This is a genomic window from Shewanella sp. 10B (genome assembly GCF_023475885.1).
Lineage (GTDB): Bacteria > Pseudomonadota > Gammaproteobacteria > Enterobacterales > Shewanellaceae > Shewanella > Shewanella mangrovisoli.
Map to the genome: position 1 here is coordinate 1,084,391 of NZ_JAMDJO010000001.1, position 18,824 is coordinate 1,103,214.

At 48.1% G+C, this 18,824-nt stretch carries 18 protein-coding genes; 8 read left to right on the forward strand and 10 right to left on the reverse strand.

Annotation, left to right across the window (positions count from 1 at the left end):
- The first annotated feature begins 20 nt into the window (after nt 1-20).
- Nucleotides 21-662, forward strand: a complete 642-nt coding sequence (locus M0415_RS04610; RefSeq protein ID WP_011622806.1) for a bifunctional 4-hydroxy-2-oxoglutarate aldolase/2-dehydro-3-deoxy-phosphogluconate aldolase — start codon at nt 21-23, stop codon at nt 660-662.
- Between the two features lie 70 nt (nt 663-732).
- Here M0415_RS04610 and M0415_RS04615 read toward each other — a convergent pair whose 3' ends face one another.
- The 3 genes from M0415_RS04615 to M0415_RS04625 form a co-directional block, all read right to left on the reverse strand.
- Nucleotides 733-2,073 (reverse strand): anti-phage deoxyguanosine triphosphatase, encoded by a 1,341-nt coding sequence (locus M0415_RS04615; RefSeq protein ID WP_249555349.1) that lies wholly within the window; start codon nt 2,071-2,073, stop codon nt 733-735.
- 25 nt (nt 2,074-2,098) lie between these two features.
- Nucleotides 2,099-2,686, reverse strand: coding sequence for a 5'-deoxynucleotidase (yfbR, locus tag M0415_RS04620; protein ID WP_249555347.1), 588 nt, complete (start codon nt 2,684-2,686; stop codon nt 2,099-2,101).
- A 255-nt stretch (nt 2,687-2,941) separates the two neighbouring features.
- On the reverse strand, nt 2,942-4,156 hold the full coding sequence (locus M0415_RS04625) for a pyridoxal phosphate-dependent aminotransferase (RefSeq protein ID WP_249555345.1): 1,215 nt from the start codon (nt 4,154-4,156) through the stop codon (nt 2,942-2,944).
- 740 nt (nt 4,157-4,896) lie between these two features.
- On the opposite strand from M0415_RS04625, the gene M0415_RS04630 reads away from it, so the two are divergent.
- Nucleotides 4,897-6,279, forward strand: a complete 1,383-nt coding sequence (locus M0415_RS04630; RefSeq protein ID WP_011717101.1) for a Na+/H+ antiporter NhaC family protein — start codon at nt 4,897-4,899, stop codon at nt 6,277-6,279.
- Nucleotides 6,280-6,520: 241 nt separating this feature from the next.
- On the opposite strand, the gene efp is transcribed toward M0415_RS04630, so the two are convergent.
- From efp to M0415_RS04660, 6 genes are all read right to left on the reverse strand, one after another.
- Nucleotides 6,521-7,081 carry an elongation factor P gene (gene efp / locus M0415_RS04635; protein WP_088212346.1) on the reverse strand — a complete coding sequence of 187 codons (561 nt, stop codon included), beginning with the start codon at nt 7,079-7,081 and terminating at the stop codon, nt 6,521-6,523.
- A gap of 44 nt (nt 7,082-7,125) precedes the next feature.
- Nucleotides 7,126-8,310: an elongation factor P maturation arginine rhamnosyltransferase EarP gene (gene earP, locus M0415_RS04640; protein WP_249555343.1), complete on the reverse strand. Its 1,185-nt coding sequence runs from the start codon at nt 8,308-8,310 to the stop codon at nt 7,126-7,128.
- A 108-nt stretch (nt 8,311-8,418) separates the two neighbouring features.
- A complete protein-coding gene (gene fldA / locus M0415_RS04645) occupies nt 8,419-8,946 on the reverse strand; it encodes a flavodoxin FldA (RefSeq protein WP_088212348.1) in 528 nt (175 codons plus the stop codon).
- Nucleotides 8,947-9,001: 55 nt separating this feature from the next.
- On the reverse strand, nt 9,002-9,274 hold the full coding sequence (gene ybfE / locus M0415_RS04650) for a LexA regulated protein (protein ID WP_011622798.1): 273 nt from the start codon (nt 9,272-9,274) through the stop codon (nt 9,002-9,004).
- Between the two features lie 11 nt (nt 9,275-9,285).
- Nucleotides 9,286-9,507, reverse strand: coding sequence for a DUF2788 domain-containing protein (locus tag M0415_RS04655; RefSeq protein ID WP_007648263.1), 222 nt, complete (start codon nt 9,505-9,507; stop codon nt 9,286-9,288).
- Nucleotides 9,508-9,608: 101 nt separating this feature from the next.
- Entirely contained in the window at nt 9,609-10,385 is a 777-nt protein-coding gene (locus M0415_RS04660) for an alpha/beta fold hydrolase (protein WP_249555341.1), read from the reverse strand.
- Between the two features lie 295 nt (nt 10,386-10,680).
- Here M0415_RS04660 and seqA point away from each other — a divergent pair, with 295 nt between their 5' ends.
- The gene (seqA, locus tag M0415_RS04665) at nt 10,681-11,232 is read left to right on the forward strand and encodes a replication initiation negative regulator SeqA (RefSeq protein ID WP_208662636.1); all 552 of its coding nucleotides are present in this window, start codon (nt 10,681-10,683) and stop codon (nt 11,230-11,232) included.
- Between the two features lie 71 nt (nt 11,233-11,303).
- Nucleotides 11,304-12,956, forward strand: a complete 1,653-nt coding sequence (gene pgm / locus M0415_RS04670; protein ID WP_249555339.1) for a phosphoglucomutase (alpha-D-glucose-1,6-bisphosphate-dependent) — start codon at nt 11,304-11,306, stop codon at nt 12,954-12,956.
- A 118-nt stretch (nt 12,957-13,074) separates the two neighbouring features.
- Here the strand turns inward: pgm and msrA are convergent, their stop codons facing one another.
- Complete coding sequence (msrA, locus tag M0415_RS04675; protein ID WP_011717096.1) at nt 13,075-13,554, reverse strand: peptide-methionine (S)-S-oxide reductase MsrA; 480 nt, start codon at nt 13,552-13,554, stop codon at nt 13,075-13,077.
- Nucleotides 13,555-13,832: 278 nt separating this feature from the next.
- On the opposite strand from msrA, the gene astE reads away from it, so the two are divergent.
- The 4 genes from astE (at nt 13,833) to M0415_RS04695 (ending at nt 18,791) form a co-directional block, all read left to right on the forward strand.
- On the forward strand, nt 13,833-14,867 hold the full coding sequence (gene astE, locus M0415_RS04680) for a succinylglutamate desuccinylase (protein WP_249555337.1): 1,035 nt from the start codon (nt 13,833-13,835) through the stop codon (nt 14,865-14,867).
- Nucleotides 14,868-15,029: 162 nt separating this feature from the next.
- Complete coding sequence (locus M0415_RS04685; RefSeq protein ID WP_249555335.1) at nt 15,030-16,208, forward strand: thiamine pyrophosphate-dependent dehydrogenase E1 component subunit alpha; 1,179 nt, start codon at nt 15,030-15,032, stop codon at nt 16,206-16,208.
- Nucleotides 16,209-16,211: 3 nt separating this feature from the next.
- Nucleotides 16,212-17,189 (forward strand): alpha-ketoacid dehydrogenase subunit beta, encoded by a 978-nt coding sequence (locus M0415_RS04690; protein ID WP_249555333.1) that lies wholly within the window; start codon nt 16,212-16,214, stop codon nt 17,187-17,189.
- Between the two features lie 9 nt (nt 17,190-17,198).
- The gene (locus tag M0415_RS04695; RefSeq protein WP_249555331.1) at nt 17,199-18,791 is read left to right on the forward strand and encodes a dihydrolipoyllysine-residue acetyltransferase; all 1,593 of its coding nucleotides are present in this window, start codon (nt 17,199-17,201) and stop codon (nt 18,789-18,791) included.
- The last annotated feature ends 33 nt before the right edge of the window (nt 18,792-18,824 follow it).

Below are 18,824 nucleotides of genomic sequence, written 5' to 3' on the forward strand. Positions count from 1 at the left end.
TACAAAGGAAGAATACCGCAATGCTTGAGAATAACTGGTCATTACAACCACAAGATATTTTTAAACGCAGCCCTATTGTTCCTGTTATGGTCATTAACAAGATTGAACATGCGGTGCCGTTAGCAAAAGCCTTAGTCGCTGGCGGGATCAGCGTTTTGGAAGTGACATTACGTACTCCATGTGCCCTCGAAGCTATCACTAAGATCGCCCAAGAAGTGCCTGAGGCGCTTGTCGGTGCGGGTACCATTTTAAATGAAGCCCAGCTCGATCAAGCGATTGCCGCCGGTGCGCAATTTATTATCACCCCTGGGGCGACGGTCGAACTGCTTAAAGCCGGTATGCAAGGCCCAGTGCCTTTGATCCCAGGTGTTGCCAGCATCTCCGAAGTGATGACAGGCATGGCGCTCGGTTACACTCACTTTAAATTCTTCCCAGCGGAAGCCTCGGGCGGTGTTGATGCGTTAAAAGCATTCTCTGGCCCATTAGCGGATATCCGTTTCTGCCCAACGGGTGGTATTACGCCAAGCAGCTATAAAGATTATTTAGCGCTGAAGAATGTGGATTGTATCGGCGGCAGCTGGATTGCCCCAACGGATGCGATGGAGCAGGGCGATTGGGCGCGTATCACTCAACTGTGTAAAGATGCGATTGGCGGACTCTAAGCCGTTTAAACGCAGAACGCACCGATAATAAAAAACCACCTTGCGGTGGTTTTTTATTGCCTGAACAGCGCTACATTTCTTTGCTGAGTTCCACGTTAGAACCAGCTTTGGGGCTAAATAACTGCTGGTAAAGTCGTCCGGCAAACTCGTCTGTCATGCCAGAAATATAATCCGCCAACACCCTGTGGCTGTTTTGGCCTTGCTGCTCGCTGGTGCGCCAACGTTCTTGGGTATTGAGTGGCAATAAGCGCTCAGGATCCGAGGCAAACGCTTCAAAGAGTCCCATCACTATCTGTTGGCCCTTGTATTCCAGCATTTGGATCTCGGGTTTACGGATAACGTATTTATACACAAGCTGTTTTAGCACATTGAGCGCATGGGCAAATTCGGGTTCGAGGCTGGCATTAAACCGCAGCAACGGTTCCTCGAAGGCCAAATCATCGTTGATGATAATGGCGGTGACAAAACCATTTACTAAGGTGCCAATGGCATCTTTTCGCAGATGATGTTCATGGGAGAAGAGTTTAGTGCCAATATCGGCAAGCTCTTGGCGGATCCAAGGATCGCCACTGTGTTTAAGTGTTGGCGCCACATCCTGTTGCCATTGTGAGGCGGTGACTATGCCCATGACGATGGCATCTTCAAGATCGTGCACGGCGTAGGCGATGTCGTCTGCCAGTTCCATAATCGAGCAATCGAAGGATTTAAACTGAGTGCGTAGATGCGGGTAGTTTGGCTGCTGGCTCGGCTGAGCAGAGGTAAAGCGCGCTCTATCGGCAACGGACAACGGCTCCAGTACCCAATCGAAAATGTCGTTATCATCGTCGAATATGCCTTTAACAGGCGGCCATTGTGACGGTTTAAGCTGTCTGTAATTGGTGATTTCAGGATGTGATCCCGGCACATACAGCAGTGATTGCGGTGCGGGATATTTTAAAATGCCGAGCATAGTACGACGGCACAGATTCATCCCAAAGGCCTCGGTGTAAGGTTCGAGTTTCGAGAGGATTCGAAAGGTCTGGCCATTACCTTCAAAGCCGCCGTGGTGGCGCATCATATAGTTGAGTGCGACTTCACCGCCGTGTCCAAAGGGCGGATGGCCAATATCATGGGCAAGACAGAGGGATTCGAGCAGGCTCATCGACCCTAATAAGGGCTTATGTTCGGGATACTTACGGCTGAGCTGCGCCGCGATGCCCGTGCCGATTTGTGACACTTCGAGTGAATGGGTTAACCGTGTGCGATAAAAGTCATTCATGCCCACCCCAAGCACTTGGGTTTTGGCCTGCAGGCGGCGAAAGGCGGCGGAGTGGAGGATCCTTGCTCTGTCCCTTTGGAAAGGGCTTCGATGATCATTACGTCTTTGTTTATCTTCGCCATGGCGGCGTTCTTGCCAAACACTTGAGCTCATATGCATTCCTAGCGAGAGTGATACATCACAACATCTTGTTAATTTCGTCTAAATTCAAGGTGAAACTTGGCACAAAGCAATCCATAAAATATTTCACAGCCGGATCGGGATTGGCCGCCAACATGGTTTCGAGGCGTTTGCGCGCGGTATTAAATTCGGTATTGCCGGCGCGATTTTCTTCTAAACATTTAAGGTAAGCGCACAGGGTATCGGCGGACTTGACTATGGCTTTGTAAATCGGATCGGTGTAATCGCTGATAAACAGGCTGCGATAATCGTCTTTAAATTCATCGGGTACCATATCGAGCATGCGTTGCTCGGCAATGGCCTCAATCTTCTTATACTCGGCTTCGATTTCTTTATTAAAGTACTTTACCGGGGTCGGCAAGTCGCCAGTCAAAATTTCACTGGCATCGTGGAAAATCGCTAAACTCGTCGCCTGATGGGCATCGAGCGAGGTGCCAAATTTCTTATTACTGATAATAACGAGGGCGTGGGCCACCATGGCAACTTGCAGTGAATGCTCTTGAACGTTTTCGGTGCGCACGTTGTACATTAAGGGCCAGCGCTGGATAAGTTTCATTCGGGCGAGGTGGGCAAATAAATGACTCATAATGCTCCTTTATATGAATGCCTGACCGCACAACAGTAACTCGAGATAAATCGGTAAGAAATGCGGCTTAAAAATACGGCCTAAAAAGTACGGCCTAAAAAGTACGGCGATGAAGCTTTAGCCTAACACAGGCAAGGGGATAAGTGAGTGGCATGATTGAAGAGATTTTACGCACGGCAAAAAATAAAGCGACCCAGAGGATCGCTTTAGTCGATAGTAAACTTAAATGCCCGATTAGGCGATGAGCTCACAGCACTATTGCTTGTAGGTCTCGAGGAAATTGCCAAACTCTGTCAATGCTTTGGTTAAATCTTCCTTATAGGGTAAAAACACCACTCTTAAGTGATCCGGCTCTGGCCAGTTAAAGGCGCTGCCGTGCACTAGGAGGATTTTTTTATCCCTGAGTAAATCGAGTACTAAGCGTTCATCATCCCTGAGATTGAACTTCTTCATGTCCAGTTTGGGGAAGGCATACAGCGCGCCCTTGGGCTTTTTCACGCTTACACCTGGGATTTGGTTCAATAACTCATAGCAGGTATCGCGCTGCACGGTTAAGCGACCGCTGGGTAAAATCAGCTCATTAATGCTTTGGTAACCACCGAGCGCGGTTTGAATCGCATGTTGATTCGGCACGTTGGCACACAGGCGCATCGAGGAGAGCATCTCTAACCCTTCGATATAGCTCTTGGCTGCTTTTAGATTGCCAGACAACATCATCCAACCGACACGAAAGCCCGCCGCGCGGTATGCTTTTGAGAGACCATTAAAGGTCACGGTTAAGATATCATCTGAGAGGCTCGCGGCCGGAATATGTTTAGCTTCGTCGTATAAAATCTTATCGTAGATTTCGTCGGCAAACAGGATCAGGTTGTGCTCGCGGCAGAGCTCAATCACTTCTAGTAATAATGCTTTACTGTAAACGGCGCCCGTTGGGTTATTTGGGTTAATCAACACAATACCACGGGTACGGGACGAAATTTTGCTCTTAATATCATCAAGATCTGGGAACCAATCCGCCTCTTCATCGCAGCGATAATGCACCGCTTTACCGCCGGCTAAATTGGCCGCTGCGGTCCACAGTGGATAATCGGGTGAGGGGATCAGCACTTCATCATCGGTGTTTAATAAGCCCTGCATGGCCATCATTATCAGCTCTGACACGCCATTACCGATATAGATGTCTTCGATATCGACGCCATGAATGCCCTGCGCTTGATAATGCTGCACAATCGCCTTGCGGGCAGAGAATAATCCTTTTGACTCACAGTAGCCTTGGGCACTGGGGAGATTGAGGATCACATCGCGCACAATTTCTTCCGGCGCTTCAAAACCGAAGGGGGCGGGGTTACCAATGTTGAGTTTGAGGATGCGGTGTCCCTCGTCCTCTAAACGTCTGGCTTCCTTGTGCACTGGGCCGCGGATGTCGTAGCAAACAGTATCCAACTTGTTGGACTTGATGATAGGGCGCATTTACACCTCGAAACATGCAGTTAATTTAGGCTTAAGTTTGTGCACCATAACGAAATTATCTGGCTTAAGGAAGGGGGCTTGAGCACAAATAACAAGTTTTTTTCATCAAACTCGCTAGTTAAATATGCTTTAACCAAGCTTTAAATAAATTAAAACAAGTTTTAAATGCTGAATATTTGCAAATTATCAAACTAATGGACTGTTGGTTTTGATGGGGTCAGCCTTTGCGACTATCAAGGGGCTTGCTTGAGCTTCTACTCGCTTTTTAGAAACTCGAAAATCCACTCACGGGTTAAATGTTTAAAAAATTGTTAATCAGTTTTTGCTTAACCGCTGATTTACTGGCGGTGATTTGAGTTAATGCGGTTTTATCGGGCACTCAGCGATTTTTTGATATTTAGGCAGATTAACTGAATGCTTATTAAGCATTTAAGGTCAAATAAAGATTTCGTTGTACGCGCTTAAAATCGTTTAAAATCAAATGTATATATCATTGCTTATTTCAGTATTAAAAATTATTTATGGTTAGCATAAATTTATGGTTGACTCGCTATTCGATGCGCTTTATTTTCTGCGCGATGTTTTTGGCAAGGCACCTAAGATAACAAGCTTTTAGCAGGTTTTATCAGCGGAGTTAGTCATCATGAAGCAGCAATATTGGCGTCCGTTATCGAGGTGATTTCAGGCGCTGTTCTAAAAACTTTTGCCTTTTAGGCGACTTATTTAGAGGACCTAAGTGCATGTCTGAACCGACAGCGTTAAGTCTTATTCCACCTTTGGTGGTATTGGTGTTGGCCATTTGGTTACGCCGCCCCATTCTTTCCCTGATCATTGGTGCGGTAACTGGGTTTCTGTTACTCGATCCGTCGCAAGTCTTAAATAATTTCGCCAGTACTTCATTAAAAGTCATGGCCGATGAAACCATCGGTTGGTTGATTTTAGTCTGTGGTTGTTTTGGTGCGTTAATTGCCCTGTTAGTGCGTACTGGTGGTGCACTGGCGTTTGGTCGAAATGCGCTGAAATTTGCTAAAGGGCCTAAATCCTCCCTGTTTATGACCTTTATTCTCGGGATTGTGATTTTTATCGATGACTATCTGAACGCGTTAACTGTGGGTGAAACCATGAAGCGTGTGACCGATAAGTTTAAAGTGTCCCGTGAGATGCTGGCCTATGTGGTTGACTCAACCGCAGCTCCTGTGTGCGTGCTTGTGCCATTATCCACCTGGGCAGTATTCTTTGGTGGCTTGCTGGTCGATAACGGTGTGGCGGCAGAAGGTCAGGGCATTAGCGTGTATATGCAGGCGATCCCCTACATGCTTTACGCTTGGTTAGCCGTGGCCATGGTGTTACTGGTGGTGTTAGGTGTTGTGCCTGCCATTGGTCCGATGAAAAAAGCCCAGCTGCGCGCCGCCCAGGGTGAACCTGCTGAGGCGCAAGTCGATTTAGACCAGGTACAAACCTCTGATGAATACGCGATTGCTGCGATTGAAGAAGAGTTTAAGCATGCCGACAATCAGGGCAAGCTGCACAACTTCTTAGTGCCTATTCTGCTACTGGTTGCCTTTACCGTTTATTTTGATATCGACGTGTGGAAGGGCTTATTAGCGACATTAGTTATCACGTTGCCTTACTATGCAGTGCAACGTTTAATGCCACTGTCAGAAATGATGGATCAGATGATCGATGGTTTTAAGAGCATGTTGCCCGCCATTGGTACCGTGATCGCCGCATTCGTGTTTAAGGATGTATGTGATGCGCTGCTGCTGCCACAATATGTGATTGAATCATTGAGCCCATTCATGACGCCTAAGATGTTGCCTGCGGTAGTATTCCTCTCTATGGCGATCCTTGCTTTTGCGACGGGTTCAAGCTGGGGTATTTTTGCGGTGACCATTCCAATTGTGATGCCACTGGCGCAATCGGTTGGTGCGGATATTCCACTGGTGATTGGTGCGCTGCTGTCGGCATCATCATTTGGTAGCCAAGCGTGTTTCTACTCAGATTCAACCGTATTGGCCGCACAAGGCTCTGGTTGTAACTTAGTGAGCCATGCGGTGACTCAGTTACCCTATGCGTTAATTGCCGCTGTGATTGCGTTCTTTGGCTTTATCTTGATTGCCTAAGCTGCGATGCAGTAAATATAAAAAAACCAGCTACGGCTGGTTTTTTTATTGCCAACGTTTATTGCTAACGTTTATTGAGCGTGTTGACTGGCTCGGTCCACTAATGAACTCTTCGCTGTTTACCTCGATATCCAATTCCATGTGATAACTGTCCTCTGTAAAACTTTAGAAGCATCAAATTCGAGGCAATAAAAAAGCCAGTGCAGGCACTGGCTTTTTTATCTGGGACTGAGAAGGGCGATTATACGCGCTTCTTGAATTCACCAGTACGAGTGTCGATCTCAATCTTGTCGCCAACTTTAACGAAGTCAGCCACGCTGATTGTACCGCCGCCAGTGATAGTTGCTGGCTTCATCACTTTACCTGAAGTATCGCCACGAGCTGATGGCTCAGTGTAAGTCACTTCACGTACGATAGTGGTTGGCATTTCAACAGAAATAGCTTTGCCTTCGTAGAAAGTCACTTGGCAAGTTTCTTCCATACCGTCAACGATGTAAGCCGCTGCGTCACCTAAGTTTTCAGCTTCTACGTCGTATTGGTTGTATTCTGCATCCATGAACACGTACATAGGATCAGCAAAGTAAGAATAAGTACAATCCAGACGATCTAAGATAATATCGTCAATCTTATCTTCACCTTTGAAAGTGGTTTCAGTACCAGAGTTAAGCAGTAAGTTTTTCAGCTTTAACTTAACGATGGCAGCGTTACGGCCAGAACGAGTTGTTTCTGTTTTCTGTACAACCCATGGGCTGCCTTCAAACATGATCACGTTACCAGGACGGACTTCATGAGCAGTTTTCATTACACAATTTCCTATATGTCGATTTTCTATTTCAGCGCAGCATCTTAGCTTTTTTTGACGAATTGGACTAGCCGAGTCGCAAGATCTGCAGCATTTATTGCGTCAATTGGCCAATCTTTAGCATGTTGCAAGAGTGGCAAACTGACAGGATTTAGGTTTTGCCAGTGAGTTTTCACGGCAGATTGCTCGCCTTGGTTAAATGCAACATTCAATTTAGACCAAGTGTCGGCAATATCAGGGGGCAGATTATCGCAGTAAAGTTGGATAAAAGCTCCTAATTTTATTAGATGATAATCATCTTCTTGCGGATAAATATGCCAAATTAAGGGTTTAGCGGCCCATTGCGCTCTCAGGAAGCTGTCTTCACCGCGGACAATATTAAAGTCACAGCTCCACAACAGGCGGTCAAACCCTTGCTGGTCTGTCATCGGCAAGATATGCAGGGTCAAATCACCGAGCTTGATTTGCTGTCCGGGGCTGAGCGCCTCAATTTTGCAGGGCAATAAGTGTTGTAAACTGTTTAAGCTGCGTCCCTTGGGAATGAGTGCATGGATTTTGGCATCGCTTGTTGCACTGGCTTGCCAGAGTTCGCATAACGCCGGCAGAGACTCGGTCTCATAGCTAAAGACGCTGTAGACAGTATCTTGCGCCTGAATATCCTTAAGGCCAAGGCGCTCAAATAATTGCAGTTTATTGGCGCTATCCCGTTGCCATGCATCACGTTCGGCAAATAGTTCCCGCTCACAGATAAGTCCACCCGTCTTTGGGGTAAAGCCAGGGAAAAAGAAATACTTCTTAATGCCGCTTGCCTGCATCGAGGGCAACCCATGGCAGCCATCGACCCAGTCTTCGGCACTTAAATATTCTAAATTCAGCCAGACGGGCACCGCTTGCGGTGTTGTGCTGTGCAGCGCGATGAGTTGTTGCTTGACCTCATCGGGCAGTTCACAGGCAAAGGCTTCAATTAACACCGCGCCGGGCACAAATGCCACGGGCAGGGGACTTGTCCAATGATTGATAGTGACACCATTAAACACTTGGCTGCTAAGCTTGGGGTCAAGGCTCGGTAAAATATGCGAAAAGCTGTGTAAGTCATCGACCCAGAGTGTTATGGGGAGCTGATATTCATTGACCAGCTGTTTGGCTAAGCGCCAAGTGACGCCGATATCACCGTAGTTATCGACAACACAGCAAAAGATATCCCAGTGGGCTGCGCGAATGTCTGTCATAAATGGAATGGCTCCGCGTTCACAACGTTAGGGACGAAAATCCCCCATAAAAAAAGCGGCGTTTAGGCCGCTTTTGATCCATCGTTAACGAATTAACGATAGCGTGAATTAGTCTTCAAACTCGGCTAAGCACATTTCTTCGTAGATTTGCTTCACCCAAGCATCGACACGCTCTTCAGTCAGCTCAGGTTGACGGTCTTCGTCAATCCCTAAACCGATGAAGTGGTCATCATCGACTAAGCCTTTTGAAGCTTCGAAGTTGTAAGTCGCTGTTGGCCAGTGACCGATGATGATACCGCCACGGGCTTGAACAATATCGCCCACCATGCCCATGGCATCGAGGAAGTATTCTGCGTAGTCTTCTTGGTCACCACAACCGAAGATTGCAACCAGTTTGTCGGTAAAATCAATCTGTTCTAATTCAGGGAAAAAGTCATCCCAGTCGCACTGTGCTTCACCGTAATACCAGGTTGGGATGCCGAACAGCAGCAGGTCGTATTCTGCGATCTGTTCTTTGGTGCTCTTGGCGATATCTTTCACCTCAACCATTTTCTTACCCAGTTTCTTCTGGATCATCTTGGCGACAGCTTCGGTGTTGCCTGTGTCGCTACCGAAAAAAAGACCTACAGTTGCCATTGTCTATCCTTTATGTCTAGTTCACTTATACGTTAATCTTGCTGCTATCGATTGCTCAGCATTCTATTTTTTGCTGAAGAATTAATTCGATTAACTGGCTTCGGCTGATGTTACTGGCCAATGCCTGCTCATTCAAGGCGTCATATAAATCTTGTGACACCTTTAACTCTATTCGCTTTAATCCTTTGGCTTTATCCCGCTGGATCTGGTTGCGCTTATTGACCTTAAGTTGCTGGCTACGGGACAAAGGATTGCTACGTGGGCGGCCCCGGCGCTTTTCATTGGCAAAAAGGTCAATGGTAGTTCTATCTGTTGCTTCTTTTGCCATGTTCTTATTGTTTAACCGATGCCTGAACCTTCCCAAGACATCTGGATAATACCTTTTGCAATAAACCCGGCGCAGCCGAGAAATAACACTAACCACACAATAAATCGACCAAATTTCGGCACATTACCTTGTTTAAGCACATCGTGGATGGCCATGCCGATAAAGAAAAATATCGCGGCAAAAAACAGGTTCAGGCCGATGGTTTCAATTTGTTCCATGTACTGAGATAACATACTTTCTTAGTCCTCTAGAGTCTTCTAAGGCTAAAAGAGGCGCGAATATATCACATCAGCAGGGTGTCGGCTATATGATTTAGGTCGAGAATCATTGTCATTTACACTGAGTGTTTGTCAATAAATTCAGACACAATACGATTAAACACCGCCGGTTTTTGGGCATGTAGCCAATGACCACAACCCTCTAATGTTTTGGCCTGTGCCGCCGGAAATTGGCGCATGATCTCATCGCGATGCTCGGCGGTCACATAATTGGAATCGCCACCACGGATAAAAAGGCTCGGTCCGTTAAAGACTTGCTGCGATTTGTGGTTTTCATTAGGCCAACCAATGATATTGGGATAGCAGCTTTTTAAGCCAGTGAGGTTCATCTTCCAACGAAAGCCTGTGTCGGTGCGCTGGAGGTTTTTAAGTAAAAACTGCGCGGTCGGCTCATCGATGCCACCCGCTAATAAATGCGCTAACGCGAAGCGGCGGTCGGTGTGGCCTTGGAGTGGCAAACTTTCGAGTGCGGCAAATACCGCATCATGGCGCGGCTGGTAAGCAACAGGGGCAATATCGGCGGCCACTAGGCTGATGATGCGTTCTGGGTAGGCAAGGGCAGTTGCCATGGCGATTTTACCGCCCATGGAGTGCCCAACAATATGCACCCGCTCAAGCGCAAGTTCATCCAATAATGCCACCATTGCCTTGGCTAAGCTTGGGTAATCCATCGTTTGCCAATGTTCACTCAAACCGTGATTAGGCACATCGACACGAATAACCTGATGATTTGCTTCGAGGACTTGTCCTAGCCCCTTAAGATTATCTAAATTGCCAAAGAGTCCGTGGATAAGGAGGACTGCTTCTCCTTGACCTGTGGATGCAAAATTCATGAAGTCGCCTGTGCTGTGGTACATAAAGTGCTGCGGATTGTGCCCCTAATGGGTTAAGTTTGACAAGTCTTGAGGCGATTTTGAGGCCGTGGTCGTTCAACTTGCTGGCTTTTTCAGCGATTAGCGCGCTTGTGCTAATTTGATGTGCGATTTCACGCATTTTTAGATTAATGATGCTTTATCAGATTGATAGAGATAGATACACTGGGGCAACGATCGCACAGATCCTTTGCGAGGATCGCCTGTGGTGCACTTTTTCGGTTAAGCCTATCGAATAACAAAGGATAATAAGGTTATGAAATACATCGAAGTGGATGAAGAGCTCTATCGTCATATTGCCAGCAAAACGGAACGTATTGGTGAGAGCGCCTCTGACATTCTCCGTCGATTACTCGGCCTGTCCGTCGATGCGGTTGAACAAACGCAGCCACAGGCCATTAGCCAACCGAGTTTAGAGGCGGCGACGCCTGAGCCACAGGTTGCACCTCAAGTTGAGACCTTAGTCTCTGCGACCGATTTCAATCAATTGGTGGATGAGCATAAGTTAGCGCAGCAAAAAGGCGCAGTGGGTCGCTTCTTGTTTTTGCTCGAGAGTTTATATCAACAGAGCCAAGCGCAATTCTCGCAAATTTTACAGATCCAAGGTCGCGATCGACTCTATTTTGCGCGCTCACGGGAAGAGTTACTCAAGGCCAGTGCTACCGCCAATCCGAAGGAAATCGGTAATACCGGATTTTGGGTGACGACCAACAATAACACTGCTAAAAAACGGGCGATTTTAGTCGAAGCCTTAGTGCAATTTGGTTGCGATACCGAAATCGCCAACGGCATTGCCGAACGCGTATAACGCCTTTATCGACGCCGCAATGATGCGGCGTTTCCATTTAATTAACCGATTTTCCAGTAGGAGAGGATCAGGTGGCAATACATCAACGGGCAGGACAAACCGCGAGTCAGACGGATCTGGTGAATATTCCAAAGCTGATGAGCCATTATTACAGCATCAAACCTAATGTGGATGCTGCCGAGCAACGAGTGACATTCGGGACCTCGGGTCACCGCGGAACTGCGTTTCAAGCAAGTTTTAACCAAGACCATATTTGGGCGATTACCCAAGCCGTGGTGGATTATCGCCAATCGGTGAATATCGATGGTCCGCTATTTTTAGGTATCGATACCCACGCCTTATCTTATGCGGCTTATGTGTCGGCGATTGAAGTGTTAGCGGCCAATAAGGTGACTGTTAATATTCAGCAAAATGATGGCTTTACTCCCACGCCTGTGGTGTCCCATGCCATTATTTGCGCCAATCGTGAAGCCGCACTGACTGGTGCCGCGTTAAGCGATGGTTTGATCATCACGCCATCTCACAATCCGCCTCAGGATGGTGGCATCAAGTACAATCCTCCCCATGGCGGACCGGCCGAAGGCAATATCACCGCGTGGATTGAGTCCCGCGCCAATGATTACCTGCGCGCAGGGCTTAAGGGCGTTAATAAGCTCGCTTATGCCGACGCGTTAACCTCGGGCTATGTGCATGCCATCGATTTGATTACCCCCTATGTGGCGGATTTAGTCAATGTGGTTGATATGCATGCTATCGCCAAGGCTAAGCTGAAATTGGGCGTTGACCCATTAGGCGGCTCGGGTATTCATTATTGGGCGCCGATTGCCAAGCATTATGGTATCGATATCACCTTAGTTAATGATAAGGTCGACCCAAGCTTTAGCTTTATGTCGCTTGATAAAGACGGCAAGATCCGCATGGATTGCTCTTCGCCCTATGCGATGGCAGGCTTACTGGCCCATAAAGAATCCTTTGATTTATGTGTGGGTAACGACCCTGACTACGACAGACACGGAATCGTGTGTCCGGGCACGGGGCTGATGGATCCCAACCACTATTTAGCGGTTGCGATTGATTATCTGCTGACCCACAGACCTCAATGGAGCGAGCAGTTAGCCATCGGCAAGACGCTGGTATCGAGTGCGCTTATCGATAAAATCTGCGCCTTCCACGGCAAAAAATTACTCGAAGTTCCCGTTGGCTTTAAGTGGTTCGTCGATGGGTTAGCCGAGGCAACCATTGCCTTCGGTGGTGAGGAGAGTGCGGGCGCCGCCTTCCTGCGCCGTGATGGCACGACTTGGTGTACCGACAAGGACGGTTTTATTCTGGTGCTGCTTGCGGCCGAAATGCTTGCGGTTACTGGCAAGACGCCGGGGCAACGCCATCAAGAATTAGTGGCGCAGTTCGGTCAAAGTTTCTACAAGCGTATCGACAGCCCGATTAGCCTCGAGAACAAAGCCAAATTTGCCAAGCTCAATGCTGAGACCTTAAACGCCACTCTGCTGGCGGGTGAGAAGATTGATGCCGTATTAACCCACGCCCCAGGTAACAATGCCTCGATAGGTGGCATTAAAGTGGCGACGGCCAATGGTTGGTTCGCGGCGCGGCCGTCGGGCACTGAGGCGTTATTTAAGATTTACGGTGAGAGCTTTATCAGTGAGCAACATCTTGCCGATATTATTAAGGACGCACAGGCCTTGATCGATAAGGCGCTTAGCGCCTGATCTACCGTTTAAGCATTCTTTACAGATAAAAAAACGCACTCATGGAAATCCTATGAGTGCGTTTTTATTTGCAGCGATGAGTGGCAGAAGCCACTCACTCGGATGCTACAGGTTATGATCAGTACTCGAGATGGCAACTTGGTAAGTTGTTCTTATCGATATAGTTTTGATGATATTCCTCGGCCACATGGAATTGCTGCAAAGGCACGATTTCAGTCACTATGTGGCGTAATCCCCAGCGGCCCGAGCGGGCAAAGGCCAGTTTTGAAGCTTCTGCCGTGGCTTTTTGCTCACGGTCGTGGAAGAAAATGGTACTGCGGTACTGAGTGCCAATATCGCCACCTTGCATGTTGAGCGTGGTCGGGTTGTGATTCTTCCAAAACACATCCAGTAACTCGTCGTAGCTGACAATCGCTGGGTCAAATTCCACTTGCACGACTTCAGCATGGCCAGTCTTGCCTTTTTTGACTTCCTCATAGGTGGTCGCTTCGTTATTGCCACCCATATAGCCACAGGTCGCGTTGGTCACGCCGTTGACTTGTCTAAAGAAATACTCCACGCCCCAAAAACAGCCGGCACCGAAAGTTGCTAACGCCATGATAAATCCTGATAGAAGTCTAGATGGCTAAGGATTGTGATAAAACTCATGCCTAAAAGCAAGTGTGCCGACAAAATTAATCCTATGTCGACCAAATGTGCCTAAGATGCTGTGGTTTTACCGCGAAATGCGCTTGTTTGACCAGAATGACAGAGTAACGGCCCAAAAACTTGTGTTAGTATGGATTCGCTTTTTAAGGCGGGTAGCGATAAGTGCAATGAAACAGGCAGTTATTGCCATAAATCCCGTCTTTAACACGCTATTATAAGGAGAATTCTGTGTTACAAGCTCTGTTAGATTCGAAGGATTTTCTCGCGCTGACCCTAGCCAATCCGCAAACCCTCGGTGATGAGTTTAGTTTCACCTTAGGGGAACATACTCGAGTCGAGGTGTGGGACACGGGTGTCATTGTCTTTGAGCCAGCACAAGCCCAAGGTAAGGATGTCATTCTCTCCTGCGGTGTCCACGGTAATGAAACCGCCCCCATCGAACTCTGCAATACCTTAATCAAACAGCTTCTCCAACAAAAAATCATCGCCAAACAACGCACGCTGTTTCTTATTGGCAACCCTTTAGCGATTAATAATGGCACTCGCATTATCGACGAGAACATGAATCGTCTGTTTAGTGGTGAGCATTCAAATCCGCCGGGATTAGTGAATCCTGAACGGGTGCGGGCGAAAAAATTAGAAGCCTATGTCGACCGCTTCTTTAACGGCGCAGCCGCAGGGCGCCAGCGGATCCACTACGATTTGCACACGGCGATGCGGGCGTCAAAACACGAAAAGTTTGCAATTTATCCCTATCGTCCCGGCCGGGCTTACAGCGCCGAGCAAATCATGTTTTTAGCCGCCAGTGGCGTAGATACTGTGTTATTTCACCATGAGCCGACGACGACTTTTAGTTATTTTTCCTCCGAGCAGTATGGCGCCGATGCCTTTACCATTGAATTAGGTAAGGTGTATCCCATGGGGCAAAACGATATGACGCGTTTTATTGCCGCCCAAGAGATGTTTATGCGCCTTATCACAGACAAACCCTTAGCGCTTGAGCCATTCTCAGCGGATAAGGTGAATCTATATCAAGTGTGCCGGGTGATTAACAAACATTTTGATGATTTTGAATTTACCTTCGCGACCGATGTCGAAAACTTCCGAGCTTTCCCGAAAGGCTTTGTATTGGCCCAAGAGGGGGGGCAGGAAATTAAAGTCGAACAGGAATTTGAAGCGATTGTCTTCCCCAATGCTAAGGTGCCTATCGGCAATCGCACTGTGATTTGCCTGATCCCTTCAGTCGCGCCAGATGTTCGCTAGTTTTGTAAAGCATTATATACATGCACACAGGGGATTAGTTGTCGTTTGAACTGTGCCAACGGTTGATAGGTAGTTTACGTTAACGTAATGTTCATCCGGCATATTCGTATAAATTAGGCGTTGTGGATTTTCCATGGCGTAACGAGATAACAAGAGCACAATATGAGCAAAGCAACACTCAACACTGATACAGTGCACCGTGTCGGCTTCTTGGATAAGGCATCGCTTCACATTCCTATCCTTCGAATTCTACAAGCAGACGGCACTACCTATGAAACCGCGGTTTTGCCTGTAATAGATGAAGCCTTAGCCACCAAAATTTACGATACTTGCGTGTTCACGCGGGTACTCGACGAACGTATGTTAGGCGCGCAGCGTCAGGGACGGATCAGCTTCTATATGACCTGTACGGGTGAAGAAGCAGCAATCGTCGGCAGTGTCGCGGCGCTTGATTCTGAGGACGTGATCCTCGCGCAATATCGTGAACATGCGGCGCTGCGTTATCGTGGTTTTACCACTGACCAGTTTATGAACCAAATGTTCAGCAATGAGAAGGACTTAGGTAAAGGTCGCCAAATGCCAATCCACTACGGCTGTGCGGCGTTAAACTACCAAACCATTTCATCGCCATTGGCCACGCAAATCCCGCAAGCGACAGGTGTCGGTTATAGCCTGAAAATGCAGGGCAAACGTAATGTTGCCGTCTGTTATTTCGGTGAAGGCGCTGCGTCTGAAGGTGACTTCCACGCCGGCTTGAATATGGCGGCGGTGTTAAAATGCCCAGTGATTTTCTTCTGCCGTAACAATGGTTATGCGATTTCTACTCCAACCGAAGAGCAGTTTGCCGGTAACGGTATCGCTAGCCGCGGTGTGGGTTACGGTATGCACACCATTCGTGTCGACGGTAACGATATGCTGGCGGTGTTAGCGGCGACGCAACAGGCGCGTGCCTATGCAATTGAGCATAATGCCCCCGTGTTGATTGAAGCCATGACTTATCGCCTTGGCGCGCACTCATCTTCTGACGATCCTTCTGGCTATCGCTCCAAAGAAGAAGAGGCGAAGTGGCAGCAACACGATCCAGTCAAACGCTTCAAGTTATGGTTGATCAACAAAGGCTGGTTGGCCGAAGCCGATGATGCCCAGCGTTACGAAAAGTACCGTGAAGAAGTGTTAGCCGCCGTTAAAGTCGCTGAAAAATTACCTATCCCTATGCTGGATGAGATCATTGAAGATGTGTACGACAAGCCAACACCAGCGCTGAAAAAGCAGCTGAGTGAACTTAAAGAACACATCAAGAAATATCCGCAATCCTATCCCAAAAGTGCAGGGAGGCTATAAGCCGTGGCAGAAATGAATATGTTACAGGCCGTCAATGAGGCCTTGTCTATCGCCATGCAATCTGACGAGCGCATGGTGGTATTTGGTGAAGACGTTGGCCACTTTGGTGGTGTGTTTCGCGCAACCTCAGGTTTACAGGAAAAGTTTGGTCGCAGCCGCTGCTTTAACACGCCGCTGACTGAACAAGGCATCGCGGGTTTTGCCAACGGTTTAGCCTCTAATGGCATGACCGCCGTAGCGGAAATCCAGTTCGCCGATTATATCTTTCCAGCGTTCGATCAGATAGTGAATGAATCAGCTAAATTCCGTTACCGCAGCGGTAATGAATTTAACGTGGGAAGCCTAGTGTTTCGTACACCTTATGGTGGCGGTATTGCGGGCGGCCATTATCATTCACAATCGCCAGAAGCTTATTTTACCCAAACCCCAGGCTTAAAAGTGGTTGTGCCACGTAATCCAGAGCAGGCCAAGGGCTTATTATTAGCCTCTATTCGCGATAAAAACCCTGTGGTGTTCTTCGAGCCAAAGCGTTTATACCGTGCTTCAGTGGGTGAAGTCCCTTCGGGCGATTATGAAATCGAGCTGGGTAAAGCCGAAGTGGTCCGAGAAGGGAAAGATATCACCTTAGTAGCCTGGGGCGCACAGATGGAAATCATCGAAAAAGCGGCTGACATGGCGGCAAAAGAGGGGATTTCCTGCGAAATTATCGACCTACGTACACTCGCGCCTTGGGATGTAGATACCATTGCCGATTCTGTGAAGAAGACAGGCCGTTTACTGATCAACCACGAAGCGCCATTGACGGGTGGTTTTGCCGGTGAAATCGCGGCGACGATTCAGCAGGAATGTTTCCTGTATTTAGAATCACCCATCAGCCGTGTATGTGGTCTAGATACCCCATATCCACTGGTCCACGAAAAAGAATATATGCCCGATGCGCTCAAAACCTTTGAAGCCATTAAGGCATCGGTGAACTTCTAGGAGTCCGGTATGATTAAAGATTTTATTTTGCCGGACATTGGTGAAGGCGTTGTCGAGTGTGAGCTCGTCGAGTGGTTGGTGCAAGAGGGCGATACGATTGCTGAAGATCAGCCCATCGCCGATGTGATGACCGACAAAGCCTTAGTGCAAATTCCGGCGCCTTTTGCGGGAGTCGTGACCAAGCTGTATTACGCCAAAGGCGATATCGCTAAGGTGCATGCACCGCTTTATGCCGTGCAGATTGAGGTTGACGAAGCCGCACCTGTTGCAGCATCTCTGCCTGAAGTACACACAGCGACGCAAACACCTGTAAGCCAAGCCAGCGCGTCCGGTACGAGCGTAGAAGAGTTTCTGCTACCCGATATTGGCGAAGGCATTGTTGAGTGTGAACTGGTCGAATGGTTAGTCCAAGAAGGCGATACTGTGGTTGAAGATCAACCCATCGCCGATGTGATGACAGATAAAGCCCTAGTGCAAATCCCTGCTATCAAAGCGGGCAAAATTGTCAAATTGTACTACCGTAAGGGCCAGTTAGCTAAAGTACATGCGCCACTATTTGCGATTGAGGTCGAAGGTGGCGTTAGTGCGCCAGTCAGCCATGCACAGGAAGCAAGCGCCGCTGTGAATACTGCAGCACCAGCCGCTTGCGCGGCGGTGTCCTCGGAGCCTGCTCGCCAAGGTAAAGCCTTAGCCAGCCCAGCCGTTCGCCGTATGGCACGTGCCTTAGATATCGATTTAAGTCGCGTCCCTGGTAGTGGCAAACATGGCCGTGTGTATAAGGAAGACATTACTCGCTTCCAAGCACAGGGCGGCGCTGTGCCTGCCGTTGCGCCAGTGGCGGTAGCGCCAACTGTTACTCAATCAACTGTTTCTACCGCAGTGGCAAGCGTTGCACGGGGTGACATTGTTGAGCCTATCCGTGGCGTGAAAGCCGTAATGGCAAAAATGATGGTGGAATCGGTATCAACCATTCCACACTTCACCTATTGCGAAGAGTTTGATTTAACAGATTTAGTCGCACTGCGTGAAAGCATGAAGGCCAAGTACTCTTCCGACGAAGTTAAGCTGACCATGATGCCATTCTTTATGAAGGCCATGTCGTTAGCCTTAACGCAGTTCCCAGTGCTTAACAGCCAAGTGAATGCTGATTGTACGGAAATCACCTACAAGGCGCGTCATAACATAGGTATGGCGGTCGACTCTAAGGTGGGATTACTGGTACCAAACGTCAAGGATGTGCAAGATAAGAGCATCCTTGAGGTCGCTGCCGAGATTACCCGCTTAACCAATGCTGCGCGTAGCGGCCGTGTGGCGCCGGCGGATCTTAAAGAAGGCACAATTTCGATTTCAAATATTGGCGCCTTAGGTGGCACAGTCGCAACGCCGATTATCAATAAACCGGAAGTCGCAATTGTCGCATTAGGTAAGTTACAAACCTTGCCTCGCTTTAATGCGAAAGGTGAAGTGGAAGCGCGTCAGATCATGCAAGTGAGTTGGTCTGGGGATCACCGAGTTATCGATGGTGGTACTATTGCCCGTTTCTGTAACTTGTGGAAACAATACCTTGAGCAACCGCAGGATATGCTGTTAGCCATGCGCTAATCGGCTATCAGCCAATACTTACAGCCAATCCAG